A 24,164-nucleotide genomic window follows, 5' to 3' on the forward strand; every position below is an offset into this window, starting at 1 on the left:
CCGTTCCATCAGAGGAGACGATCATGAGCTATGAATCGGGAAGACAAGCGCTTCTGGAAGAGAGCAAATTGCTGGCCTCCTTGCTGCAGGCCACGGACAGCTATGCCGCCTCATTGTCGAAGGACGCGTCCTTGGCGGCTTTCATTGCCAGTGACTGGGCAGGGTCGTTCAAGAAACTGCAGAAGCTCAATGCCGAACTTGCCGCAAAAAGCGACGAGGAGTTCGAGAATGCTTTCCAGGGCGAAAAAGCGCTGCTGCAGCAGTTCCTGGAAGTCTGTGAGGACGACGGCTTTGCCAAATCCTGGACTGAGCTGTTTCAGCGCGACCTGGAAATAGCCGAGCAGATGCTGAAGCGCTGAGGCGGCGTCAGGATCTGTATTCCGGCTCCTCGACATCAAGAATGGCTTTGACCTCACGCAGATGATCTTCCGATAGCTGCGTGTAGTCGCTCCATTGGCGCGCTGTGAGAATCGCGACATTTTCCGAGACGATCTGCAGCTTCTTTCCGGTAGCATAGCAGGTCAGCAGGGTTTCAGCCGCGCGCTCGAAATAATAGAGCGCATCAAAGGCCTGAGCCACGGTCTTGCCGACGACGAGCACGCCGTGATTGCCCATGACCAGAACCGATTTCGTACCGATGACGGAAGCGAGCCGATCGCCCTCGTCATCCGACAGGGCCATGCCCCCGAAGGCATTATCATAGGCAATGTCGTCATAGAAGCGCATGGTGTTCTGGTCGATCGGATAGAGCCTATTGTCTTCGAGACAGGCCAAGGCCGTTGCATATTTCGAATGCAGATGCATGACGCACCGGGCCTGCGGCAGCTTGGCGTGCAAGCGGCCGTGAATGTACCAGGCTGTCGGATCCGGCGCATCCGGCCGCGACAGGGCATCTTTGTCATTTGTGGCAAGGAGCAATAGATCGCTGGCCTTCATCCGAGCGAAATGCTTGCTCCGCGGATTCATGAGAAACCTGTCGCCCGCAGGCGAGACCGCGAAACTCAGGTGATTGGCAACCGATTCATGCATGTTCAGCCGGGCGAACCAGCGGAAAGCCGCTGCGAGGTCGATCCGTCCCCGGCTTTCCAAATCGGCATCCGAGGTATTGTTATCGGCAATGACGGCCAAGCTCATAACTTCCTCCTGCGCCTTGGCGCATCAACGTTGGGCGGTTTCCCAAGCCGGATTGATCCAGACCGGCGACGGTTGCGGGGGCAGCGGCTTGCGCTTGCGGATCATGTCGCTGGCCTTTTCGGCGATCATGATGGTCGGTGCATTGGTATTGCCGCTGACGATCGAGGGCATGATCGAGGCATCGACCACGCGCAGGGACTGAAGTCCATGCACGCGCAATTCGCTGTCGACAACGGCGCTGCGATCCGTATCGCCGCCCATCTTGCAGGTGCCGACCGGATGATAGCAGGTTTCCACCGCCCGCTTCACCCAGCCATCGATTGCATCATCGGATGTCACGTCGATTCCCGGAAATATCTCGTCGCCACGATAAGGCGTGAGAGCCTGCTGCGACAGAATCTCACGCACCAGCCTGACGCCCTGGCGCATATCAGCGACGTCGCGCGGATCTTTCATGTAATTGAAGAGAATGGCCGGCGGTTCTTTGGGGTTAGCTGATCGCGCCCGGACGTAGCCGCGACTATGAGCCCGCATCAGATCGAGATGCACTTGGAAAGCATGGCCCGGGACGCTATCCACCGTGCCCGGCTTGACGGCCAAAGGCATGAAGGTGAGTTGCAGGTCGGGATGCTCGATTCCGGCGCGGCTGCGAATGAAGGCGCCCGCCTCGAAATGATTCGTGGCCGCTGCGCCCTTTTGCGACAGAAACCACTGCAGTCCTGTCATTATCTTGCGCGGCCCCCTGGTGACGCTGTAAAGCGTGATCGGTTCCTTGCACCAGTGCTGGATCACAACATCCGGGTGGTCATTGAGGTTTTCACCGACGCCCGGCAGATCATGGCGCACCTGGATGCCGGCAGATCTCAGACGATCTGCCGGGCCGATGCCGGAGAGATGCAGCAATTGGGGTGAATTGATGGCGCCGCCGCAAAGGATGACTTCGCGCTCCGCATAAGCCTTTGCGGTCTTTCCCTCGCGCGCATATTCGACGCCAACCGCACGCCGCCCCTCCAGCAGCACCGACAACGTCAGGGCGCCCGACCGGATCGTGAGGTTGGGGCGTGTTTGCGCCTGGGCGAGATAGCCCCGTGCGGTGCTCCAGCGTTTGCCGTTGCTGGTGGTGCGGTCCATCGGCCCGAAACCTTCCTGCTGCCGCCCGTTGGCATCGGGCGTATAGGGATAGCCGGCCTCGAGCCCCGCCTGGATGAAAGCATTGGCCAGCGGCGAGCCACTGATATCCGGCGAAGAGACGCGCAGCGGGCCGTCCTTGCCGTGATATTCATCGCCGCCCTTCATATGACTTTCGGCGCGCCGGAAATAAGGCAGGATATCGGCATAGCTCCAGCCGCGGCAGCCGGATTGCGCCCAGTGGTCATAGTCGCGGGCATGGCCGCGCACATACATCATGCCGTTGATCGAGGACGACCCGCCAAGCACACGTCCGCGCGGATGCGACAGCCGGCGATTGTCGAGATAGGGTTCCGGGTCCGAGACATAGGCCCAATTATACTTGGTCGAGGACAGCAGGCGGCCCATGCCCGAGGGCATGTGTATCTCCCAGCCTTTATCCGCCGGCCCCGCTTCCAACAGCAATACGCGGCGATCGGCATCTTCGGTCAGGCGGGCTGCGAGAACGCAGCCGGCCGATCCGGCACCCACAATGACGTAATCGAACTTCGCGTCTTTCCCAATGCCGGGACCAGACATGCCTTACTCCCTGAGCTCAAATCACAATTTGCTAAATCGGCAACAACCTCGGGGATGGGCTATCAGGGCCGCAGCGCCTGGTAATAGAGCTTGTGGAAATGATGCACCAGATGTTCGCTCTGGTTGCTGCGCTCGGCATCGACCAGATAACGGCCCTGATCATAACCGAAAGAATGCAACCCCTTCTGGGTCGTCAGATTCAGCGCGATATCTTCCGGCCCGAGCTCAGTATTCATCCAATGGATACCGGCCTTGGTCAGCTCCGGGATCTGGCCATTCGGTCCGTAATAGCCAAAACGCAGGAGCGAAGTTTCAGGTCCGGTCGGGATCATGATGAAGGTCCCCAGCATGTCGGTGAAGGGGAAGCAATAAAAAGTCGTATTCGGGAAGAGCCCGATATTGAAGAACCAGTCGGTTTGATAGCTGGCGCCGTTGATCGCCTTGCCATAGGCCGCCGTCACCCCGGCTTTCGGCGGCGCCATATAGGTCCACCAATTGCCGTATTCCTTCAGCGTATAGGATTTGTAGTCGATCAGGCTGGTGAGATGCTTGTGCACCGGGCCGGACAGATCGAAGTGGTAGGCTTCGATCGAATTCTCCTGAATGACTTTCCAGTTCGCGTTGACCGACACATCGACTTCCTCGATCAGGCGCATATTGTCGAGATCGGGAATGAAGCGGCGGATCTCCGCTTCCGCACCGGGGCACATTTCGGCCACTGATTGCGCGTTGTTGTCGAAGTTGATGAAGACAAAGCCGGCGAAGATTTCCATCCGGACCGACTTCAAGCCGTGGCCGCCTTTATCGAAGCCCTGCAAGCATTCGCTGCGCGGCGCGGCCCGCAAGGCGCCATCAAGCCCGTAGCTCCAGGAATGATAACCGCAGCGGAAGACGACATTGACCTTGCCACGACGTTCAGTGATCAAACGGTTGCCGCGATGCTGGCAGACATTGTGGAAAGCGCGGACTTCATTGTCGCGGCCGCGCACGACAATGACGCTCTGCTCAAAGATATTCTCGGTGATGAAGGAGCCCGCCTCCGGCACGTCGCTTTCATGGCAGACACAGTGCCAGCTCTTGAAAAAGACGTTCCGCTTCTCTTCATCGAAGATCTCTGGGTCGTAAAAGAACTTCGCCGGCAAGGTGAATGCGGTTTGCGGATCGCCGATTTCCCAAGTTGTCTTCTTCGCCAACATTGTCGTTCTCCCAATTACTGCAGCCCTTTTTGAGCGCGTGTCATGCCGCACATCTGTCCAGGCGAAATCTGCTGTCGCCGCCGGATCGCGACTTGATGCCGGGCGTCGGTGCCATGTCGTAATTTGCCGGATGCATTCCAAGCTGCGCAGCGGAACCGCCAGTGGTTTAAAAATTGCCATCTAACAAAAAACGTCCATTGCCGTCGCTTTTTGTCAGGTTCCGGCTTGTCATCGGCGATGCAATGAAGCGTGATAAGGAGGCCGCCGAACCGGGGCGGTTCAAGTGAGGGGTTGTCCTATGCCGCGAAAAGTCGCCTTTCTGCTCTGCCCGGATTTTTCCAATCTTGGTCTCGCTTTGGTCGTGGAAACCTTGTTTGTCGGCAATTGGCTGGCGCAACAGCAGGTCTTCGAATGGGCGATTCTCTCGGCGGACGGAGCACCGGTTCGGGCCAGCAATAATATGCAGGTACCGGTCGATGGCAGCCTGCCGGCGGAAAACACGTTCCAGACCATCTTCGTGCTGGCGAGCTTCAACCCGAAACAGCATGCCAAGGATCAGCGGGTGACCAACTGGTTGCGGCGCATGGCGCGCTTTGGCGTCGAGATCGGCGGCATCGAGACGGGCAGCGAAATCCTCGCCGCCGCCGGTCTGTTGGACGACTACGAGGTGGCCGCTCATTGGGATAATCTGGAAGGCTTCCAGGAGCGCTATCCAAATACGAAAGCGAAGCCCATTCTCTACAAAATCGATCGCGGCCGCCTGACCTGTGCGGGGGCGACCGCCATTCTGGACATGATGCTGCAATGGATGAGCCTGCATGGCGAAGCCGACCTTGCCGAGGAGATCGGCCAGCATATGCTGATGGGCCGCCAGCGCTCCGGCGCACAAGAGCAAGGTTCCAGCGAGGCGCGGGATGATGGTCTCCGCAGCGACGGCAACAAGGCCGAAAGCGGTGGCCAGGCGATCCGGCGCGCCGTCGCGATCATGCGGGATGCAATTGAAGAGCCGTTATCCTGCGGCGAGATCGCGGCCATGGTGGGCTTGTCGCAGCGGCAGTTGCAGCGGCATTTTCAGCATCACTTGGGCACCACGCTGACGCGGGAATATACCCGCATCCGTCTAGCCAAGGCACATCAGTTGCTGCAACAGACGGATCTGCCGGTAACCGAGGTTGCCATGGGGTGTGGCTTCACATCGCTGGAAAATTTCTCGCGCGTTTATCGCAGTGTCTTCGGCTGCTCGCCCAGCGCGGACCGTCGTCAAACGACGAATGCGCCGGTCTTCCGTCGCAAGGGCGTCACCAACCTTGCCGGCAAGAGTCAGCCCAGCCTGCAATCGCCCACCCTTCGCTAACAGCCGCCGCTTAGCCAGCACGCAACGCGGGCGCTTGGCGCTTGAGACACCAGGTGCGGATTGCGCGATCGGAGACCATAGCGATCAGGGCGATCATCAGGCCGGCGGTCAGGCCCATGCCGGCATCGGCCTTACCCAAAGCGATATACACTTGCTGGCCAAGATCCCGGGTTCCCACCAAAGCGGAAATCGCCAGCATCGAAAGTGCGGCCATGATGGTTTGGTTGACGCCGAGCATTATCGTCGGTAGAGCCATCGGCAGCTTCGCCAGCCATAGCAGCTGTGACGCTGTACAACCCGATTGCACCGCCGCTTCCACCACATGGGACGGCACATGCCGCAAGCCATGCTCGACATAGCGGATCGGCGGCACAATGGCGTAGAGCATGACGGCGATCAGCGCGGTCAATTCGCCGACCTTGAAGAACATCAAGGCCGGAATCAGGAAGACGAATTGCGGCATGGTCTGCAGCGCGTCATTGATCGGCCGGATGAAGGCCGAGACCCGGTCGCTTTGCGCTGCCCAGAGACCGAGCGCCCCACCGAACAACAGGCAAAGCAAAACCGCCAAGGCGCAGAGATAGATCGACATCATCGTCTGCAGCCAGAGGCCAGACAGCAAGGCAAAAGCCATCGCGGCCAAGGCGGCCAGCGCTATCCGGCCGTCCGCTACGCGCCAAACCAGCAGGCTCACAACCAGCATGAAAGCCGGCCAGGGGAAAGTGGTAAGGCCGAAATAGAGAAAAATACCGATCCAGATCGCCGTGAGACCTGCTTGCCGGCTCCATTTCAGGCCAGCAAACAAGGAGACAACGGCCACCAGCAGAACATAGAACGCGATGCCTGTCGGCGTCAGCGTCACGCCCCAGGTGAAGGGTGTCACTGCTTTTTCCAGACCGACGCGGACCGGCAGCATCAGAAACGAAATGATGCCGTTCCGGATCCTGTCGATCGCACCGGAATGATCACGCACCAAGGCGAGAATCCCATCATCCAGGGCCTTCATGTTGATGAACTGGAGAGAGCCGGACAGCCAATCGGCATTGCCTACCATCATCCGCAACGCAATACCGCTGAACATAACAGCGAATAGGATGACCAAGAGGAGCCGGCCTGACGGCTTGCCGGCCTGGCTCATTGATATCTCGCCGGTTTTCGCAAAACCGAGGGTGATCCGGTCGATCAAGACGGCAACCAGGGCGATGACGAGGCCAGATAAAAGGCTGCGCCCAAAATCCGCCTGACGCACTGCGCTGAGGACCTCCCATCCGATATCGGCCGAGCCGCCTGCCAATGAGGCAATGATCACCATGCTGAACGCCGCCATGGTCGTCTGATTGACGCCCATGAGCAATTGCGGCTTCGCCGTCGGCACGTCGGTATGCCAGAAGCCCTGCCAAGCGGTGCAACCCGACATCAGCCCCGCTTCCTTGATGACCGGCGGGACCTGGTTGAGGCCGAGCAACGTGTTGCGCACCATCGGCGGCACGGCGAAGACAATGCTGGCGATCAAGCCGACGACCGGACCGAAGCCGAAGAGAATAAGGAGCGGAATGAGATAGGCAAAAGCCGGCACGGTCTGCATCAAGTCGAGCGCGGCTTCGATTACTGCACGGGCTCGCGGAAAAGCGAAAGCCAGCACGCCCAGGCCGAAACCGGCGAGGACCGAGATCGGCACCGCCAGGACGACCAGCGCCATCGTGTTCATTGTTGCCGGCCAATAGCCGGTCAGCAATAGATAAGCGACAACCGCGATGGCGAACAGCGCCAATCGCCAGCCCTGGGCTTTATAGGCGACAAGCGTCGTCGCCAGTGCAACCGCCGGCCAGGGCAGCCAGACGAGGAAGCCGCGCAGCCAGGCCATCGGGCCGCCAAGCATCCAGGCGAACGACCGGCAGATCGGCTGCAGGATGGCGGAAAGCCAATCACTGACATGATTGACCCAGGCGGCAATCGGAAGGACCCAGGTCGGCGGATAGAGAGTTATCCAGGGCAGATGGCTGCGGAGCAGCAGGCACACCGCGACGAAGGCGAAAGCCAGCAGCGAAAACCGCAGCCCGTGGCGCCAGGATCGCGAGGTTGCCGGCGACAAGGCAAGATCGCTGACAATCATGCGCGGCGCCTGCGCAGCCGGTCGCGTTCCAGAATATCGACGATGTCGGCGGCGGCGACATGACCCAAAAGACGCTCGCCATCATCAACGACCGGAAAGGCCGAGACCCCGGCCGCCAGTTGCGGCACCAGTTCCTCCAGCATGAGCCGCGATGAAACCGGTTTTGCCGGCAGGCTGGCGGTTTCGCTGCCCGCGGGCCTCATCACATCCGCAACCGATATCACGCGAGTTAGCGAAATCTCCTCGGTAAAGTCGGCGACATAATCGTTTGCCGGCTTTAGGGCAATTTCGGCAGGCCGTCCGAGCTGGATGACTTCGCCGTCACGCATGATGGCGATGCGATCGGCAAGGCGGAACGCCTCGGCGATATCATGCGTAATAAAGATAATGGTTTTCTGCAGCATGCGTTGCAGGCGCAAGAACTCGTCCTGCATCTGGCGGCGGATTAGCGGGTCCAAAGCTGAGAACGGCTCGTCCAGGAACCATAGTTCAGGTCCCACCGCGAGCGAGCGGGCGATGCCGACACGTTGCTGCTGGCCACCGGACAGTTGATGCGGAAAGGCTGTCTCCTTGCCGCCCAATCCGACGAGATCGATCATGTCCTTCGCCCGGGACAGTCGCTCTGTTTCGCTCATTCCCTGGATGCGCAAAGGAAAGGCGACATTGTCACGCACCGTCAAATGCGGCAGCAGGCCGAAATTCTGGAACACCATGCCCATGGCGCGGCGGCGCAGCTCGATCAGTCGCGCTTTGCTGACGGTGAGGAGATCCTCGCCATCCAGCAGGATCTCGCCCATGGTGGGTTCGATCAGGCGCGACAGGCAACGAACGAGCGTAGATTTGCCCGAACCGGACAGTCCCATGATGACAAAGATTTCGCCGAGGCGGATATCGAAATTGACGTCAATCGCAGCGGCGAGATGACCGCTTTGATGCAGGCGATGGTTCAATACCGTCCGATCGCCGAGCGAGCCATCGAGGGCGGTTAGAATACCGCGCGGATCGGGACCGAAGATCTTCCATAAGTTCCGGCAGGAGAGCTTGACGGGCCGGTCGTCAGTCCCAGGGTTCATTGTGTCTCCGGATCTGCCGGGCGCTTCGGCAGTCATCGACGAAGCGCCCGGGATGAACATGTGGGTGGGATCGAGGTCGCCTTAGCTGCCGGAGGCTTGGGCCGCATCGACCCAGAGCTGCCATATGGGTTGGTTCTTTTCGACCCATTCGGCCGTCACCGCCTCAATCTTCTCGCCCTTCTTCTCGATCCGCGCCATCATGAGCTCCTGCTCATGGGCATTCATCTGAAAGTGCTTCAGGAACTCATAGGCAGCCGGCCATTTCTTGCCGAAGCCGGACCAGACAATTTTATCGACGTCGGGTGGCGTGATGCATTGGGATTTGTCGCCGGAGCAAGGCGGCAGCTTCACCCAATCGACATCGGCATCCGCGAGCGCGCTATGCGGTCCCCAGAACATCATCAGGATCGGCTTCTTTGCAGCGAGGGCGGATTCAAGCTCTGCCACCAATGCGCCTTCGGAACCCGCCGGAATCGCCGTCAAGGGAAGCTTGTTGTTCGCCACGATCGCCGCGCCGCGCGAGCCCCAATCTGCGGGATAATCCAGCAGGCGACCGTTCGGGAAGGTTTCCGGCGTTGCCAGGGCCTGGACGCAGTTCGGCTGTTCCAGCGCCTTCCAATCCGGCAGGCCTGGGCAGACATCGGTCATGTATCTCGGATAGATCCACCCTTCCCTGGTTTCCAGGCCGAGCGGGCCGAGATCTTCGATCTGCTTCGCTTCGAGGGTCTTCGGGAAAATGTCCCCGACATTGTTCATCCAGATTTCGACCGAGGCGCTGAGAGTGCCATCGGCAAGACCGGAAAACTGCGGGAAATTACCGGCCGTCACGTAATCAACCTTGTAGCCCATCTTCTGCAGGATGGCCCCAGCGATATAGCTGCTGACATGCTGGCCGGTCCATTCGAGCATGGCGAGCTTGATCGGTTCATTCTTGGCACCGAGATCAGCCGCCATTGCTGAGGTGGACAGAGCCGAAGCGATCACGGCGGCGGCGGTAAACTGCAAAAATTTGCCCGGTATCATCATTATTTTCTCCCAGAAACGTGTTCATCATCGCCCCGCGGTCGTCCTCCCTCACGGCTGGCGAGGAGGGAAGGCGGCTGGCGCACCGGCTTCTGATTGTCCGGCATAAATAGAGTGGTCCGCTGACCGTTTATCTATGGCATGAGGCTGAGGTGCCGTTTGATGAGATTCGCCAAGCCATGTCCGAATGCATCAAGTTGGCGCACGCTTTTCGGCATTCCATCGATCACAGCGCCGGCTCCTGTGGCGGTGTTGGTGCACTTTGAATTTGGCCGGCTCGGATGGCCCTGACCAACCGGTCAGCCTTGACATATGGACAGGATCAGAAACCGCAGACCCCGCCGCCGTCGATCGACAAGATAGCGCCATTGACGAAGCCGGCGTCGGTCGAAGCGAGATAGAGGATGGCGTCGGCCACTTCACTCGGCCGCGCCATGCGCTTCATCGGCGAGCGCTCATGGGCCGCTTTAAGGTAGGTTGCTGGATCTCCGGTCGCCTCGGCCGCCTGCCGGATCATGTCGGTATCGACATTGCCGGGACAGACGCAGTTGATGCGAATTTGCTGCGCCAGCTCCAGCACCATGGCACGCGTCATGTTGACCACGGCAGCCTTGGAGGCGGAATAGACGGCACCAAGCGGATAACCGATGATACCGGCATCCGAAGCGACATTGACGATATTGCCATGGCTTGCCTTCAGTGCCGGCAAAGCCGCCTGCGAGCAGAAAAACGTGCCGGCGACATTGGTATCCATGGTTTGGTTCCAATGCGCTTGATCAACATCCTCGACCTTCACTTCGGCGAAATAGCCAGCCGAATTGACGAGGACATCCAAGCCGCCAAATGCCGTGACGGCCTGGGCAACGACAGTCGCCGCTTGCTTCTGTGTACCAATCTCGCCGAGCGCCGGCATGATCCTGGCACCCCGATGTTCAGCGGCAAAGGCATCGAAGGATTGCTGGGTGCGAGCGCCGATGGCGACCACGGCGCCTTCGCGCAGGAAGGCCGCAGCCGTTGCGGCGCCGATCCCCCGGGCGCCTCCCGTCACCAAAACACGCTTGCCGGCAAAACGCATATCGCTCCCCTGTTCCGGCGGCTTAGCGCCGCGCTCTCTGCAGCTTTCGATAATAAGATCATGCACGCGGCAGCGATTTGACGAAATACGCCGTGCGCTGGCGCAATGCATCAAACGGATGATCGCGTCTTCGGTGTTCCATCGCGGGAAGGAAAATATCACAGGGAGGAAGTCATGGGGCGCGTCGACGGCAAGGTAGCACTGGTCACCGGAGCGGCGATGGGGCTGGGCCAGGCAACGGCCGAGCTGTTGGCGCGCGAAGGCGCCAAGGTGATGGTCAGCGATATCAATGAGGAACAAGGCCGCGCCGTCGTCAAACGCATCACGGAAAACGGCGGAACCGCAAATTTTTATCGCCATGATGTGGGCGAGCCCGATCAATGGGATGCGACAATTGCCGAAGTAAAACGGCTTTACGGCCGGCTCGACATCCTGGTCAACAATGCCGGCATCTGCGTCGCGGCCAATATCGAAGACACCACCTTGGAAGATTGGCGCTGGACCATGAAGATCAACCTTGACGGCGTGTTTCTCGGCACCAAAGCTGGCGTCAAGCTGATGAAAGAGACCCGCGGCGGCAGTATCATTAACCTCTCATCGATCGATGGCATCATCGGCGAATCGCCGCTGGCGGCCTATTGCGCGAGCAAAGGCGGTGTCCGCCTGCTGACCAAGGCAGCTGCCTTGCATTGCGCCCAGGCCGGCTACAAGATCCGTATCAACTCGATCCATCCCGGCTATATCCATACGCCGCAGCATGAAAAATATCTCAGGGATCTCGGCGATTACCAGGGCGAATGGGATCGCAAGGCCAAGCTGCATCCGCTTGGCCATTTCGGCAAGCCGATCGATATCGCCAATGCGGTGCTCTTCCTGGCCTCTGACGAATCCAGTTTCATGACCGGCTCGGAGATGGTGGTGGATGGCGGCTATACCGCACAATAACGAAGCCTCGCTCCGGTCGATTTAGAACGCCTATAGGAGGACTTTAGCAGAGAGTGGATTGCCACGGCGAGCAACGGCCTGTAGCAACGGGTGGTGGGGAGAATAAAGAGGCTGTGCCGAATGCAAGGCAATCAGCAAATTCTGCCAGCCATCGCCGTTGCTGCCGCTGGGCTGGTCTGGGGTGTCTTCTGGATTCCGTTGCGCTTCCTTGAATCGCACGGTCTGGAAGGCGCTTGGGTCACCTTCGGCATCCATCTCTTCTCTTGCCTGATCTTCGTGCCGATCCTGTGGCATCGACACATGCCGAATCGCGGCAGTTTTCGCCTGACAGGGCCGATCATCCTCATCGGGCTGTGCCTAGGCGGCGGCTATGCGTTTTATTTCATCAGCCTGCTGCTAACCGACATCTTGAAGACGTTGGCGTTGTTTTACATGACGCCGGTCTGGGGCACGTTGTTCGGCCTTTGGATGCTGGGCGAGCGGCTGAATATCTACCGGATTCTCGCCCTCGCGAGCTGTCTCGGTGGTTTGGCCGCTATCCTTGGCCTGGGCAGCCATCTGCCTCTGCCCAGCAATATGGGCGACTGGCTGGCGCTGATTGGCGGCATTTGCTGGGCTTATGGCACGACCCTGCTGGCACGGCAGCGTGAAAGCCGCGCCATGACGCAATGCTTTGCGATGTTTCTCGGCGGCCTGATCATTTCCTTCATCGCTCTGTTGCTCTTGCCGCGCGATGTCGCCGGTGCCATGCCGAGCGGTGAGGTTCTAGCCTTCGCCACGCCCTGGGTCCTGGCAATTGCCCTCATCATCTTCATTCCCTCCAATCTGGTGGCGATCTGGGGTGCGCGGACCTTATCGCCCGGTTTCGTCGGCATGTTGTTTCCGCTGGAAATCGTCATCGGCACTGCCTCCTCCGCTCTTTTCAGCGACGAGCCTTTCGGTGCTCGCCAGGCCTTGGGATCCAGCCTGATCATCCTCGCGACACTGATCGAAGGGGTCGGACAGCGTTTCCAACGCATCCCTGCGCCGCAAATATCCTGAGGTTGGGGAACCGACATTCGACATGCTAAGCTGCCGGCCGATGGGTCGTGCCGGGAGTGCCGCATGAACGATCAATCCCCAGCCGCCGGCCGGCGGCGAAATTTCTATCAGGGCGATTCTTCGCTGCAGTATTGGCTTCGGCGACATGCGAGCGAGGTCGTGCAGCGGCATACGCCGCGGCTGACGGCATTCGGCGACTGGGTCGCCAATAATGTTGATCAGGCCGCCGCTTATACCGATCGCTTCGCGCCGCCGATCTTGACCAGCAAGCCGGTCCTGTCGGACCCGCAGGCTGACGGCATGCTCATGACCGAGGTTCTGCATAATCCAGCCTATGCGGAGATACACCGGGATGCCTACCGGCATGGCATGATCGGGCTGGCCTATAGCGCGGCGCCGGCCGCCTTGTCGGAACCCACAGCGTTTCTGCCGGGCTTTGTCATGGGCTATCTGCTGGCGCAGGCGGATATCTCGATCCATTGCCCCGTGACCTTGACCGGCGCCGTGGCTTATGTGCTGGATCGCTTCGCGCCGCAAGAGATCAAGTCGCACTACTTGCCGGATCTCATCCGCATGGATGGCGCGGCCGCAACCGGCGGAACTTGGGCAACCGAGCGCCAGGGCGGCAGCGATGTCGGCGCCAATGCGACGGTTGCCGAGCCGCGTAACGACGGCAGTTTCGCGCTGCGTGGCCTGAAATGGTTTTGCAGCAACGCGGCAAGCGATCTAGCGCTCGCAACAGCCCGACCGGCCGGTGCGCCGGGCGGCAGTGACGGGTTGGGTCTCTATCTCGTCCCGCGCAGATTGGACGACGGCAGCCTCAATCGATACCGGGTCCGGCGGTTAAAGGACAAACTCGGTACGCGCGGTCTCGCCACAGGCGAGATCGAGTTGCAAGGCGCCATCGGCTTCGAGGTCGCACCGCCGAAGCGGGGGCTGCGGATCATGATGGAGGCTTTGGGCTATAGCCGTATTCACAATGCCATGGCGGCCGTCGGCGTGCAGCGCCGTGCATTCGTTGAAGCGCTTGGCCATGCCCGGCAACGCCAAGCTTTCGGTGCGCCGCTCGTCGCGTATCCGGCCATCGAGATGCAACTGCTGGACCTCCAAGCCGATTGGATGGCCTCGCTGGTGCTTGCACTGGCGACTGCACAGAGCTTCGATCTGGCGCAGCAGGATGCTGGACAGCAGGTCTGGCTGCGGTTGCTGACCGCCCTGGCGAAATACCGCACCGCTGAAGATGCGGTCCGCAGCGCCAGTCGCGCTGTCGAGATCCTGGGCGGCAACGGCTATACCGAGGAATATCCGACAGCCCGCTTGCTGCGCGACGCACTGGTGCTGCCGGTTTGGGAAGGGCCAGCGAATATACAGGCTCTTGAAGTGCTGCGGCTGATCCTGGGCAAGAGCAATGCCGGCGGGCTTTTTGAACGTCAGGTCTCGGCAATGCTGATATCAATCGGAGGCGAGATGGCCGCATCAGTGCCGCCTCTACAACAGGCGCTGCGGTCATATCACCAAACGCTGGAGCATCTGCGATCGGTCCCCGCCAGCGGGCCTTGCCATATCGGCGCGATGACCGAGCTGATGGCAGATCTCATTTGCGCTACGCTGCTGCTGCGGGAAGCAGCCGCAGAGGGAAACGCCCGTCTCTCCCTGATCGCCGCCCGTTATATCAGATCACGTTTCGGCCGGCGGCCGCATGCCGGTCCCGATGTGACCTGTGAGCCCGTCAGTACAGCTGAACGGGCGATGCTGGAAAACGAGCCGGCATTTGATTAGGTCGGCTGCGGACAATACGTCCTGTGGATCATGCGCGCAGCGCCTTTGATTACGTCTTCCTCATCTGGAAAATCACAGGGCACGTCGGTGGTGAACAAGCGGCGCACGCCCAGCGGACCACGCACCAGCCAGACCATCTGTTCGGCCGCCAGGCGCGTATCGGGCACATTCAGCAGGCCAAGACGATTGGCTTCATCGAAGAAGTCGGTCAGCTTCCGGATCATCGGTAGCGGACCATTGCCAAAAAAGGCGCGCGGCAATTCCGGGAAGCGCGGGCCCTCTGCCATGATGATGCGATAGACCGCGAGCGGTTCGGGCGAGAGCAAATGATCGACCACGATATGGGCGATCTCTTGCAGCACGCCTTCGATGTTGCTATCGGCCTGAAGGACCGGCAAGACCGCATGGGATTTCGCGATACAGGCACGAAACACCATCTCCGCGAAGAGCTTTTCCTTGCTGACGAAATGAGCATAGACCGTGGCCTTGGACACGCCTGCCTGACGGGCAACCTGATCCATGCTCACCGCGCCGAAGCCGTGTTCCAGGAACAACTCCTTGGCAGCGGTCATAATCGCCATGGCCTTCGCATTGACAGGCGGCTCTTGGGTATATTTTCCATGACTCTGGTCGGCAGCCGGAAAACCGGTTGCCGGTAGCTTTGTTGCGATCTCGGCCAAAACGCTTCTCCGCGCGAATTAAACTGAACGGTTCAGTTCTGTCTTGACATTAGACGCCTGTAAGCGCATGTCAAGAGCAACTGAACTGGACGGTTTAGTTTCGCCCAGCCAGCCGCACCATTCCACTGCACTCTGATAGGTAACTCAAGAAGCGGGTCAACGACCATGCCAAAGATTAAGAAGCTTGCCATCAGCCTGATCATTCCTGCCGCCGTAATCGGTACCGGGGTCGGCGGCTATTGGTGGTGGACCAAGGGCCGGTTCATCCAGAATACCGACAATGCCTATGTCGAGGCCGACATTTCGGCAATCGCCCCGCAAATCGATGGCTATGTGGCTGCGGTCCTGGTGGGCGACAATCAGGCAGTGAAGGCCGGCGATGTCCTGGTCCGGATCGACGACCGCGATTTCCGCGCCCGCCTGGACAAAGCGAATGCCGCCGCTGCCACGGCGAAGGCCGATATCGATACGATCGACAGCCAGATCAATTATCAGCAGAGCCGGGTCGATCAGGCCAAGGCCCAGCTGGAGGCCGCCAATGCCGAGGCGAAGCGGGCTCAGCAGCAATTCGACCGCTATGCCAAGCTGGTCACCGACAAGGTGATCTCGCGCCAGGAATATGACGATGCCAACGCCACTTTGGTGAAGGGCAAGGCCGACGTTATTCGCAGTGGAGCCGCGATCAATGCCGAAGAGGCCCAGCTGATCGTCATCAAGGCACAGCGCAAGGAAGCCGAGACCAAGTTGCATGAAGCCGAGGCGACGGCCAAATTGGCGGCCAATGAACTCGAAAAGACCGTGATCACGGCGCCGATCGATGGCGTGGTCGGCAATCGTGGCGTGCGGGTGGGGCATTATGTCCGGTCCGGCACGCAATTGCTCTCCCTGGTGCCGAATGAGGTTTATATCGTCGCCAATTTCAAGGAGACGCAGCTGACCCGCATGCGCCCCGGCCAGAAGGTCGAGATCGATGTGGACGCCTATCCGTCGACACCGCTGATCGGGGAAGTAGAGAGCTTCGCGCCGGCAAGCGGCGCATTGTTCAGCCTGCTACCGCCCGAAAACGCCACCGGCAATTTCACGAAGATCGTCCAGCGCGTCCCCGTCCGCATCAAGGTGCCCGCAGAGAATCCGTTGCATGGCCTGCTGCGGCCCGGCCTGTCGGTTGAAGCAAATGTCGATACCTCCGGCACGCCGGAGCCGGGCCAGGGCGAGCCGGGTAAAGGCGGCGATAAGACGCTGATCGGCCAGGATAGCGAGGGCAGCCTGTTCGGTGCTGCCCAGGCCAGCCCGATCGAAGCCAGCGCCAGCAACGACTAGGTCCCTGCATAGTAGCCGGACACATCATGAACGATACGGCAACCGCCACGGCTGACCAGGCTGTTCCCGAAGTGACGCGCCCGGCGGCGGATCCGGCGCCGCGCCCATTGACGGCGCGCGACTGGATCGGCTTCTTCGTCATGGTGGTCGGCATGTTCATGGCGATCCTGGACGTACAGATCGTCTCCAGCTCGCTGAACGAAATCCAGGCCGGCCTCGCCGCCAGCGCCGATGAGGTGAGCTGGGTCCAGACCTCTTATCTGATTGCCGAAGTGGTGATGATCCCCCTCTCCGGCTATCTCTCGCGCACCTTCTCGACGCGGTACATTTTCACCCTTTCGGCCTTCGGCTTCACCTTCAGCAGCGCGCTGTGCGCCATGGCCTGGGACATCAATTCGATGATCATCTTTCGCGCCATCCAGGGTTTTCTGGGCGGCGCGATGATCCCGACCGTCTTCGCCACCACTTTCTCGGTTTTCCCGCCCAACCGCCGCGGCAGTCTGTCGGTCTTGACCGGCCTGGTCGCCACAATGGCGCCAACCCTGGGTCCGACATTGGGCGGTTGGATTACCGATGCGATCTCCTGGCATTGGCTGTTCCTGATCAATGTGGTGCCCGGCGTGCTGGTGACCAGCGCGGTCTGGCTGCTGGTCGATTTCGACAAGCCGAACTGGAGGCTCCTGAAGGTGATGGACCTGCCCGGTCTGGTCCTGATGGCGATGTTCCTCGGCTGCATGGAATATGTTCTGGAGGAAGGCACGCGCCTCGACTGGCTGGGCGATGATTCGATCCGGCTTTGTGTCGCCGTCTCGATTGTCGCCAGCCTGCTTTTCGTCTGGCGCACCCTGACGGCGAAAGAACCGATCGTCGATCTGCGCGCCTTCGCCGACCGTAACTTCCTGCTCGGCTGCATCTTCAGTTTCGTAATCGGCATCGGTCTCTACGGGTCGGTCTATCTGATCCCCCTTTTCCTGTCGCGGGTGCGTGACTACAAGCCGATGCAGATCGGCGTGATCATGTTTGTGGCCGGCGTCTTCCAATTCATGTCGGCACCGGTCGCTGGCAGGCTGTCACGCATCTTCGATCCGCGGATGGTGCTGTGTTTCGGTCTTGCCATGTTCGGCGGCGGCGTCTACCTGCAGCATTTCCTGACGGCCGATTGGGGTTATTGGGAATTCTTCATCCCCCAGGCGGTCCGCGGATTCGCCCTGATGTTCCTGTTCATGCCGGTCAACATGGCGGCCCTCGGGACCTTGCCGCCGGCCCGGCTCAAAAATGCCAGCGGTCTCTATAACCTCATGCGCAATCTTGGCGGCGCGATCGGCCTCGCCGGCATCAACTTCCTGCTGAACGACCGCCTCAATTTGCATTGGTCGCGTCTGATCGATCGGATGACCGCCGCCAATCCCAATGTGACCGGCTATCTCGACCGCACCTCGCAGGCCTTGAGCGAACGCATGGGGATGGCCGCCGACCAGGGCGCACTGAAGCAGCTTGCCGGTCTGGTGTCACGCGAGGCACAGGTGCTGAGCTTCGCCGATGTCTCTCTGATCATGGCGGCGATTTTCCTGGCGGCCATTCTACTGGTGCCGCTGCTGCGCCTGCCGAAAGGTGTCGTGACCGGCGAAGCGCATTGATCGCCGCGGTTGAATTGCCCTTGCCTCCGCGCGCCGGCTGTTTCTAGACTGCGGCAAAATCCGCCTGGGAGAGCCGAACATGCAGCCGATCGTGATCAAGACCAATGAAGCGGACTTCATCCCCTATGATCTCGAAGGTCCGGATCAGTTGCGATTGATCCAATGGCTGCCGGTTACCTATGACCGCAAGACCGCGACCGGCAGCTATTATTTCAAGATGCTGCCGGGCGCCGTCACCACGCCGCATACGCATCCGGGCTATGAGGAATTTTTTGTGATCGACGGTGAAGCGATAGAGAGCGATGGCCGCATCCTGAAAGCCGGCGACTTCGTGAGCTTCGCGCCGGGAAGCTATCACAATACTCGTACCGAGACCGGCTGCCTGATGTTGGTCGTGGAATGGAAAAGCTGAATGCTCGATGGCTGCGTGAGCTCAGATACCGGTGGCTCGGTTTGGGCTGGCGGATGACGAGGCGGGGGAAGCAATGCGAGCAAGCTGCCGGTTGGCGGGCAGCGTGACCACCACCGAGGTTCCCTCACCTTCACGGCTGGAAAATCGGATATGGCCGTTCAGCGCATCAACCAGCTTGCGGCAGATGGATAGACCGAGGCCGGTTCCTTCGGTCTGATTGGCGTTATGGGCCGCGCGCGACTGGAAGGGTTCGAAGATGCGCGACATCTGCTCGCTGGACATACCGGGCCCTTGGTCAGCCACGCTGATGATGAATTCTTCCGCCCGTTGATCAGTCATCACGTCGATATGGCTGCCGCGGGGACTGAACTTGATGGCATTGCCGACGATATTGGCGATGATTTGCCGCACCGCCTGACGGTCAGATATTACTGTGATGCGCTCCTGAGCTGGTTGGAAGCGGATGGCAACATCCTTCTTGAGGGCAATGCTGTCCAACATATTCAGGGATTCACCGACGAGCTGGTTCAATTCCAGTTCGCTGAGCTCCACGCGGAAATGACCGAGTTCGACCTTGGAGAGATCGAGAACGGAATTGATGACGCCGAGAAGATGCTCGCTGCTTTTGCCGATATTATCGATATATTCCTGCTGGCTTGGCGTCAGCACCCCGGCATAGCCGCGTCGCAAGAGATCGGTGAAGCCGACGATGGCATTCAGCGGCGTCCGTAATTCATGGCTCATATTGGCGAGGAAGTCGCTTTTCGTGCGGTTGGCTTCTTCGGCTAAATTCTTCGCTTCCAGCATCGCCGATTGCGTGCGCTTTTCGCTGGTGACGTCGGTCATCGCACCGACATAGCTGATGACCCGGCCCCCGCCGTTGGTCAGCGGCGTGATCGTGGTAGCCGCCCAATAGAGCTCGCCCGATTTGCGCCGGTTCAGGAACTCGCCCGACCAGCTTTCACCCCGGTCGAGTGCGCGATGCATCGCCGCAAATACCGCCGGCGGGGTCAGGTCGGAGCCCAGCACCCGTGGATTGCGTCCGATCAGTTCCGAGCGACGATAGCCGCTGATCGCGGTAATGCTGGAATTGGCATAGGTGACACGCAGCTGCATGTCGGCGATGAGAATACCGGAAGGATGCGCTTCCAAAGCAAGATCAAGCAACCGCCGATGACGGTCATGACGGGCGATCAGATAAAAGATCAGCGCAGCACTGATCAGGACAAAGCCGACGCCTTTGAAAGTTTGGACTTGGGAAATCAAACCGGGAGGCAGGCGATCGACCAGCCTGTCGGAAAACAGAACCCAGACGGCCGAAGTGGCGGCATAGATGGCGGCAACACGCAAAGCCAGATTCATGATCAGGGCCTCGACAGTCGGTGCCTATATTCCCATATTCTATTATGGGGTGATTTGGACGCAAATCAATTCGAGCGTTGACGGCATCCGGCCGACGCGGAAATGCCCCATGAACAGGGATTTCTTGGCAATTGCGCGTCCGCTGTCAAAATCGCATGACTTGCAGATCATATCGGCACTTCTCCCCCGGCTCTGCCTTTAACAATAGGATGTCTTTCAAAAGTTTAACAAAACATGACGATTAAACCTTCGCGCCAGATGCTGGTTCCCTTGATCATCGCCACAACGCTTTTTATGGAAAATCTGGATTCCACCGTCCTGGCCACTGCTCTGCCGACGATCGCCCAGGCGCTGAATACCAGCCCCTTACATCTGAATCTGGCGATTACCTCCTACTTGTTCAGCCTGGCCGTCTTCATTCCGATCAGCGGTTGGCTGGCCGACCGGTTCGGCGCCCGCCTCATTTTCCGACTGGCGATCGTGATTTTCATGGCCGGATCGGTGCTCTGCGGCCTTGGGCAATCGCTGACGGGCTTTGTCTTGGCGCGGCTTTTCCAGGGCCTTGGCGGCGCCATGATGGTGCCGGTCGGACGGCTGGTCCTGATGCGGTCGGTCGAGCGCCATGAACTGGTCCGGGCCATGGCCTATCTCACCTTTCCCGCACTGATCGGCCCGGTCATCGGACCGCCCCTGGGCGGCTTCCTGGTCACCTATGTGTCCTGGCATTGGATTTTCTGGATCAACATCCCGATCGGCCTGCTGGGCCTGGTCCTCGCCACTTTGTTCATCGAGGATGTCCGGGACAGCACGGTGCGACCCTTCGATTTCCGTGGCTTTTGCCTGACCGGCCTCGGATTTACCGGCCTGATCTTCGGCTTTGAGGCGATCGGGCGCGGTCTCATCTCGCAAAGTATCGTCAATGCCCTGCTGATCGGCGGCGCGGCGTCCCTGCTGCTATACGTCCTGCATGCAAGACGCCGCCTGTATCCGGTGATCGATTTGTCGCTGTTGCAGATCGGCACATTCCGGGCCGGCGTGATCGGCGGTTTTCTATTTCGTTGCGCCGTGGGGGCGACACCCTTCCTGCTGCCGATGATGCTGCAGCTGGGCTTCGGCCTCAGCGCCTTCACCTCGGGCAGCCTGACTTTCGCCTCGGCAGCGGGCGCCATGCTGATGAAGCTGACGGCCGGACGCATCCTGCGCCGCTTTGGCTTCCGTCAAGTCCTGGTCGCCAATGCCCTGATCAGTGCCGCCTTTATCCTGGTCAACGGCCTGTTCAGGCCGGAAACACCGGGTCTGCTGATCTTGACGGTGCTGCTGATTGGCGGTTTCTTCCGTTCGTTGCAATTCACCAGCATCAATTCGCTGACCGTAGCCGAAGTGCCGCGCGACCGGTTAAGCCAAGCCACCAGCTTTTCCGCCATCGCCCAGCAGCTTTCCCTTAGTTTTGGCGTGGGGATCGGCGCTTTGTCGCTTCATCTTACCCTGGCGGCGCGCAGCGGCGGCCAGATTCGCGCCGACAGCTTCCTGATACCCTTCCTGACGGTCGGCTTGATCGCTGCCTTTTCCGCCTTGGTCTATCTCCGCCTGCCCGCCAATGCCGGGTCGGAGGTTACCGGGCATGCGGCTTTAGGTAAGGCGAAGCAGGATGGATGATATCCGGCGGGCTCGCCCGCTCGCGTGGTGTTGTCCGGACAGCAACCTGCGGCAAAAAGCCCGGTCATGCGCCGGCCGCGCGCTACGAAGCGTACAATAGTCAGTCTGCCGTAAGCCGGCGGAGTTAAGCCACCCGGCTGCGAGCGCGAGCTGCCCTCACTTCGGCCCGCCGGCCCATCCTTGTCCGTACTCACATCCTTGTCCGTCCTCAGGAGCCAACTTGACTAAATGCGATCGCGCGGTCCGCAATTCCGCCTTGCGGGTCGCTGTTCTCGTGACATTGGAGCGCGGTGACACGGCCGGTGGCCATGTTAAATGCTGGGAGCGCTTTGCCGAGGCTGCCATCCATCTGCCCGAAGAGCTGGATCTGACGGTGCATTTCCTTGGCAAGACCAGCCGCGTCGAGCATCTGGCCCGGCATGTCCGCCTGAGTGAGCATCCGGCGGTCTTCAGCACCCGGCGGCTGCGATTTCTGGACCAAGGTGCCGGGCATACGGATCTCGCGCCGTTTCACCCGGCGGTCGCGGCGGCCCTGGCCGACAGCGATGTGGTCCATGCGACCGATTTCTTCAGCTTCGGCCGCAGCGCCATGTCCTATGCGCGGCGCCACGGCAGCGGTCTCACGGCCTCGATCCACACGGATATCCCGCAATTCACCCGGATCTATGCCAGCGCCATCTTCCGCCGGATGGCTGGGATGCGCCTCGGCGGCATGCTGAGCGACCGGCTGCATCTGCAAGACTACATCGCCGCGCGCCTGTCGCGGGCGATCGACGAACGCTTGCACCGCTGTCATCAGGTTCTGGCCTCCAAGCCAGAAGACTATCAGCGTCTCCTGGCGAGCCTGGAACCGAACCGTCTGGCTCTTCTGCGGCGCGGTATCGATCGGGAGCGTTTCGCGCCGCGCCACCGGGACCGGGCGAGATTGCAGCAGCTCTATGGCATCCCCGCGGGCCGGCCGGTCCTGATGTTCGCCGGGCGTGTGGATGCCAGCAAAAGCGCGATGGTGGTGGCCGAAACGGCGCGGCAGCTCGTCCAGGCAGGGGAAGATATCCAGCTTCTCGTCGTCGGCGATGGCGAGGATAGCGGCAGGATCGCCGCTCTGCTGGGCGAGCGGGTCTGCCTGCCCGGCCATGTCTCACAGGAGACCCTCGCCTGGCTCTATGCCAGTGCTGATCTTTTCCTCTTCCCTTCGACCACGGAAGTATCGCCGAACGTGGTCCTGGAAGCGAAAGCCAGCGGCTTGCCGGTACTGGTCGCCGCCAGTCATGGCGGCGCGCAATTCATCAGTCGGCCGGGCACCGATGGCTTTGTCCTGGCAAGCCAAAATCCGGCGGATTGGGTGTCAATCGCGGAGCCATTGCTGCAAGAGCCGGCACGGCGACACTCGGTCGGCAGGGCCGCCCGCGCCTGGATCGACGCCAGTTGGCCGAGCTGGATCGAGGTATTGCGCAGCGACCTTCTCCCCGCTTGGCAGCGGGCGGCGCAAATGGCGTACCGGGACCATGCTGTCCGCGACATCACGCCGCACGACGAAAGCATGGCCGCGTAGCGGCTCGCAGACATGCAAGGCCGCACATGGCTGAAGTCAAAGTGCCTTGTCGGCCTTGACCGCGACGCTGCTCATCCGGCGGGTATCTCGCCGGACCTCCTGCTCGGCGGCAAGCCAGGCCAGCAGCCCCGGCAAGCCAACCGCCAATTCACGTGCCCGCTTGATCAGGGCCAGCGCCAGGGCGGAGCTGGGCGGCACACCGACCCAGCCGCAAAGCAGGATCAACGCGCCTTCCTGGACGCCCAATCCGGCCGGCAAAAGGAAGGCGGCCGCTCGGACGGCGCCGAGCAATCCTTCGATGGCCGCGGCATCGAGCAGGCCGACCGGATGGCCGAGCAGGCGCAAGAGGAACCAGACTTCGCCGGCGCGGCAGGTCCAGGCCAGCAGATGCCAGCCCAGCGCCACCGCCACGATCCGGTGGCGGCCATAAAGATGCCAGACCGCCTGTTCGAAGCCGAGGCCGGGATGGCCACTGGTCTTGCCTTCCTTGATCAGGCCCAGCCGTCGCGCGAGACCGGTCGTCACCCGGATCACGCCCGGTGATTGCGCCAGCAGCAGGAGCCCCAGCGGCAAGGCCGCGATCCCAAGACAGCCGAGGGCACGCCAGCCGGTCAGATCGTTGCTGCGCCATAATTGCCAGAGACCCGGCAGGGCAAAAATGAGTTGCGCCACCAAATTGAGGGTGAGATCGGCGACGACGGTGGCGGCAACCGACACGCCGCCAGGGATCCCATGACCGTGCGAGCCGCGGCTGCTTTGTGCCTTCCGTGCGTGATCCCTGATGGCGAGGTGGTGTCGCAGCAAGCGGCCACGGATGACGTCACCGCCCACTTGAGCGACCGGCAGCAGGGTATTGACCGCTTCACCGATCCAGCGGGCCAGCGCGGTCCGCCGATGCGGCGGCAGGAAGGGCGCCACGAACAGGCTGCGCCAGGCATTGGCGGCGAGAATGATCGACGCGGCGCGCCAGCCCAACGCGGGAATAAGCGCCCAGCCCGCCTGGGCCGCGGCCGCCCAGATGGCAGTAAGATCCTGTTTGGCCACGATAGCGACGATGACACCCAAACCAACCATCAAGCCGATGGCGGTACGCAGATTCATGATG

The 24,164-nt window shown here is 60.6% G+C and carries 20 protein-coding genes; 10 read left to right on the plus strand and 10 right to left on the minus strand.

Going from position 1 to position 24,164, the window contains the following annotated elements; all coding sequences use genetic code 11:
• Positions 1 to 23: 23 nt before the first annotated feature.
• On the plus strand, positions 24 to 359 hold the full coding sequence (locus tag SMD27_RS01695; RefSeq protein ID WP_320506605.1) for a hypothetical protein: 336 nt from the start codon (positions 24 to 26) through the stop codon (positions 357 to 359).
• Positions 360 to 366: 7 nt separating this feature from the next.
• Here SMD27_RS01695 and SMD27_RS01700 read toward each other — a convergent pair whose 3' ends face one another.
• The 3 genes from SMD27_RS01700 to SMD27_RS01710 all read right to left on the minus strand — a co-directional run bounded on the left by SMD27_RS01700 (position 367) and on the right by SMD27_RS01710 (position 4,037).
• A complete protein-coding gene (locus SMD27_RS01700) occupies positions 367 to 1,134 on the minus strand; it encodes a class II aldolase/adducin family protein (RefSeq protein WP_320506606.1) in 768 nt (255 codons plus the stop codon).
• A 24-nt stretch (positions 1,135 to 1,158) separates the two neighbouring features.
• On the minus strand, positions 1,159 to 2,841 hold the full coding sequence (locus SMD27_RS01705; protein WP_320506607.1) for a choline dehydrogenase: 1,683 nt from the start codon (positions 2,839 to 2,841) through the stop codon (positions 1,159 to 1,161).
• A gap of 62 nt (positions 2,842 to 2,903) precedes the next feature.
• Positions 2,904 to 4,037: an aromatic ring-hydroxylating oxygenase subunit alpha gene (locus SMD27_RS01710; RefSeq protein ID WP_320506608.1), complete on the minus strand. Its 1,134-nt coding sequence runs from the start codon at positions 4,035 to 4,037 to the stop codon at positions 2,904 to 2,906.
• 298 nt (positions 4,038 to 4,335) lie between these two features.
• Between SMD27_RS01710 and SMD27_RS01715 the strand changes: the two genes are divergently transcribed.
• Positions 4,336 to 5,391, plus strand: coding sequence for a GlxA family transcriptional regulator (locus SMD27_RS01715; protein ID WP_320506609.1), 1,056 nt, complete (start codon positions 4,336 to 4,338; stop codon positions 5,389 to 5,391).
• A gap of 10 nt (positions 5,392 to 5,401) precedes the next feature.
• Here the strand turns inward: SMD27_RS01715 and SMD27_RS01720 are convergent, their stop codons facing one another.
• From SMD27_RS01720 to SMD27_RS01735, 4 genes are all read right to left on the minus strand, one after another.
• The gene (locus SMD27_RS01720; RefSeq protein ID WP_320506610.1) at positions 5,402 to 7,504 is read right to left on the minus strand and encodes an ABC transporter permease; all 2,103 of its coding nucleotides are present in this window, start codon (positions 7,502 to 7,504) and stop codon (positions 5,402 to 5,404) included.
• The gene (locus SMD27_RS01725; protein WP_320506611.1) at positions 7,501 to 8,577 is read right to left on the minus strand and encodes a quaternary amine ABC transporter ATP-binding protein; all 1,077 of its coding nucleotides are present in this window, start codon (positions 8,575 to 8,577) and stop codon (positions 7,501 to 7,503) included. Before SMD27_RS01725 ends, SMD27_RS01720 begins: the two co-directional genes overlap by 4 nt.
• Positions 8,578 to 8,658: 81 nt before the next feature.
• Positions 8,659 to 9,603, minus strand: a complete 945-nt coding sequence (locus tag SMD27_RS01730) for an ABC transporter substrate-binding protein (protein WP_320506612.1) — start codon at positions 9,601 to 9,603, stop codon at positions 8,659 to 8,661.
• Positions 9,604 to 9,922: 319 nt separating this feature from the next.
• The gene (locus SMD27_RS01735; protein ID WP_320506613.1) at positions 9,923 to 10,675 is read right to left on the minus strand and encodes an SDR family NAD(P)-dependent oxidoreductase; all 753 of its coding nucleotides are present in this window, start codon (positions 10,673 to 10,675) and stop codon (positions 9,923 to 9,925) included.
• A gap of 174 nt (positions 10,676 to 10,849) precedes the next feature.
• Here SMD27_RS01735 and SMD27_RS01740 point away from each other — a divergent pair, with 174 nt between their 5' ends.
• From SMD27_RS01740 to SMD27_RS01750, 3 genes are all read left to right on the plus strand, one after another.
• Complete coding sequence (locus SMD27_RS01740) at positions 10,850 to 11,620, plus strand: glucose 1-dehydrogenase (RefSeq protein WP_320506614.1); 771 nt, start codon at positions 10,850 to 10,852, stop codon at positions 11,618 to 11,620.
• A 120-nt stretch (positions 11,621 to 11,740) separates the two neighbouring features.
• Positions 11,741 to 12,661 (plus strand): DMT family transporter, encoded by a 921-nt coding sequence (locus tag SMD27_RS01745; RefSeq protein ID WP_320506615.1) that lies wholly within the window; start codon positions 11,741 to 11,743, stop codon positions 12,659 to 12,661.
• A 63-nt stretch (positions 12,662 to 12,724) separates the two neighbouring features.
• Positions 12,725 to 14,440, plus strand: coding sequence for an acyl-CoA dehydrogenase family protein (locus SMD27_RS01750; protein WP_320506616.1), 1,716 nt, complete (start codon positions 12,725 to 12,727; stop codon positions 14,438 to 14,440).
• Here SMD27_RS01750 and SMD27_RS01755 read toward each other — a convergent pair.
• The gene (locus tag SMD27_RS01755) at positions 14,437 to 15,021 is read right to left on the minus strand and encodes a TetR/AcrR family transcriptional regulator (protein WP_320506617.1); all 585 of its coding nucleotides are present in this window, start codon (positions 15,019 to 15,021) and stop codon (positions 14,437 to 14,439) included. The two genes, SMD27_RS01750 and SMD27_RS01755, sit on opposite strands and share 4 nt — an antisense overlap.
• 264 nt (positions 15,022 to 15,285) lie before the next feature.
• Here SMD27_RS01755 and SMD27_RS01760 point away from each other — a divergent pair, with 264 nt between their 5' ends.
• From SMD27_RS01760 to SMD27_RS01770, 3 genes are all read left to right on the plus strand, one after another.
• Positions 15,286 to 16,440 carry an HlyD family secretion protein gene (locus tag SMD27_RS01760; protein WP_320506618.1) on the plus strand — a complete coding sequence of 385 codons (1,155 nt, stop codon included), beginning with the start codon at positions 15,286 to 15,288 and terminating at the stop codon, positions 16,438 to 16,440.
• 26 nt (positions 16,441 to 16,466) lie between these two features.
• Positions 16,467 to 18,077 (plus strand): DHA2 family efflux MFS transporter permease subunit, encoded by a 1,611-nt coding sequence (locus SMD27_RS01765; RefSeq protein ID WP_320506619.1) that lies wholly within the window; start codon positions 16,467 to 16,469, stop codon positions 18,075 to 18,077.
• Positions 18,078 to 18,156: 79 nt separating this feature from the next.
• A complete protein-coding gene (locus tag SMD27_RS01770; protein ID WP_320506620.1) occupies positions 18,157 to 18,489 on the plus strand; it encodes a cupin domain-containing protein in 333 nt (110 codons plus the stop codon).
• Between the two features lie 21 nt (positions 18,490 to 18,510).
• Here SMD27_RS01770 and SMD27_RS01775 read toward each other — a convergent pair whose 3' ends face one another.
• Positions 18,511 to 19,851, minus strand: coding sequence for a PAS domain-containing sensor histidine kinase (locus SMD27_RS01775; RefSeq protein ID WP_320506621.1), 1,341 nt, complete (start codon positions 19,849 to 19,851; stop codon positions 18,511 to 18,513).
• Between the two features lie 234 nt (positions 19,852 to 20,085).
• On the opposite strand from SMD27_RS01775, the gene SMD27_RS01780 reads away from it, so the two are divergent.
• Both SMD27_RS01780 and SMD27_RS01785 read left to right on the plus strand, forming a co-directional pair.
• Positions 20,086 to 21,507 carry an MFS transporter gene (locus SMD27_RS01780; protein ID WP_320506622.1) on the plus strand — a complete coding sequence of 474 codons (1,422 nt, stop codon included), beginning with the start codon at positions 20,086 to 20,088 and terminating at the stop codon, positions 21,505 to 21,507.
• Positions 21,508 to 21,727: 220 nt separating this feature from the next.
• Positions 21,728 to 23,059 carry a glycosyltransferase gene (locus SMD27_RS01785; RefSeq protein ID WP_320506623.1) on the plus strand — a complete coding sequence of 444 codons (1,332 nt, stop codon included), beginning with the start codon at positions 21,728 to 21,730 and terminating at the stop codon, positions 23,057 to 23,059.
• 36 nt (positions 23,060 to 23,095) lie between these two features.
• Here the strand turns inward: SMD27_RS01785 and SMD27_RS01790 are convergent, their stop codons facing one another.
• The gene (locus tag SMD27_RS01790; protein WP_320506624.1) at positions 23,096 to 24,160 is read right to left on the minus strand and encodes a lysylphosphatidylglycerol synthase domain-containing protein; all 1,065 of its coding nucleotides are present in this window, start codon (positions 24,158 to 24,160) and stop codon (positions 23,096 to 23,098) included.
• Positions 24,161 to 24,164: the final 4 nt, after the last annotated feature.

Origin of the sequence: Dongia soli, from assembly GCF_034044715.1 — a bacterium.
Classification (GTDB): Bacteria; Pseudomonadota; Alphaproteobacteria; order Dongiales; family Dongiaceae; genus Dongia_B; species Dongia_B soli.

What these genes read in the sequence shown, in the direction of transcription:
- SMD27_RS01700 (WP_320506606.1), bottom strand. Translation starts at nt 1,134, where the DNA reads ATGAGCTTGGCCGTCATTGCCGATAACAATACCTCGGATGCCGATTTG.
- SMD27_RS01735 (WP_320506613.1), bottom strand. Translation starts at nt 10,675, where the DNA reads ATGCGTTTTGCCGGCAAGCGTGTTTTGGTGACGGGAGGCGCCCGGGGG.
- SMD27_RS01780 (WP_320506622.1), top strand. Translation starts at nt 20,086, where the DNA reads ATGACGATTAAACCTTCGCGCCAGATGCTGGTTCCCTTGATCATCGCC.
- SMD27_RS01775 (WP_320506621.1), bottom strand. Translation starts at nt 19,851, where the DNA reads ATGAATCTGGCTTTGCGTGTTGCCGCCATCTATGCCGCCACTTCGGCC.
- SMD27_RS01720 (WP_320506610.1), bottom strand. Translation starts at nt 7,504, where the DNA reads ATGATTGTCAGCGATCTTGCCTTGTCGCCGGCAACCTCGCGATCCTGG.
- SMD27_RS01765 (WP_320506619.1), top strand. Translation starts at nt 16,467, where the DNA reads ATGAACGATACGGCAACCGCCACGGCTGACCAGGCTGTTCCCGAAGTG.
- SMD27_RS01740 (WP_320506614.1), top strand. Translation starts at nt 10,850, where the DNA reads ATGGGGCGCGTCGACGGCAAGGTAGCACTGGTCACCGGAGCGGCGATG.
- SMD27_RS01705 (WP_320506607.1), bottom strand. Translation starts at nt 2,841, where the DNA reads ATGTCTGGTCCCGGCATTGGGAAAGACGCGAAGTTCGATTACGTCATT.
- SMD27_RS01745 (WP_320506615.1), top strand. Translation starts at nt 11,741, where the DNA reads ATGCAAGGCAATCAGCAAATTCTGCCAGCCATCGCCGTTGCTGCCGCT.
- SMD27_RS01770 (WP_320506620.1), top strand. Translation starts at nt 18,157, where the DNA reads ATGCAGCCGATCGTGATCAAGACCAATGAAGCGGACTTCATCCCCTAT.
- SMD27_RS01760 (WP_320506618.1), top strand. Translation starts at nt 15,286, where the DNA reads ATGCCAAAGATTAAGAAGCTTGCCATCAGCCTGATCATTCCTGCCGCC.
- SMD27_RS01725 (WP_320506611.1), bottom strand. Translation starts at nt 8,577, where the DNA reads ATGAACCCTGGGACTGACGACCGGCCCGTCAAGCTCTCCTGCCGGAAC.
- SMD27_RS01715 (WP_320506609.1), top strand. Translation starts at nt 4,336, where the DNA reads ATGCCGCGAAAAGTCGCCTTTCTGCTCTGCCCGGATTTTTCCAATCTT.
- SMD27_RS01755 (WP_320506617.1), bottom strand. Translation starts at nt 15,021, where the DNA reads ATGGCGATTATGACCGCTGCCAAGGAGTTGTTCCTGGAACACGGCTTC.
- SMD27_RS01790 (WP_320506624.1), bottom strand. Translation starts at nt 24,160, where the DNA reads ATGAATCTGCGTACCGCCATCGGCTTGATGGTTGGTTTGGGTGTCATC.
- SMD27_RS01710 (WP_320506608.1), bottom strand. Translation starts at nt 4,037, where the DNA reads ATGTTGGCGAAGAAGACAACTTGGGAAATCGGCGATCCGCAAACCGCA.
- SMD27_RS01730 (WP_320506612.1), bottom strand. Translation starts at nt 9,603, where the DNA reads ATGATGATACCGGGCAAATTTTTGCAGTTTACCGCCGCCGCCGTGATC.
- SMD27_RS01695 (WP_320506605.1), top strand. Translation starts at nt 24, where the DNA reads ATGAGCTATGAATCGGGAAGACAAGCGCTTCTGGAAGAGAGCAAATTG.
- SMD27_RS01750 (WP_320506616.1), top strand. Translation starts at nt 12,725, where the DNA reads ATGAACGATCAATCCCCAGCCGCCGGCCGGCGGCGAAATTTCTATCAG.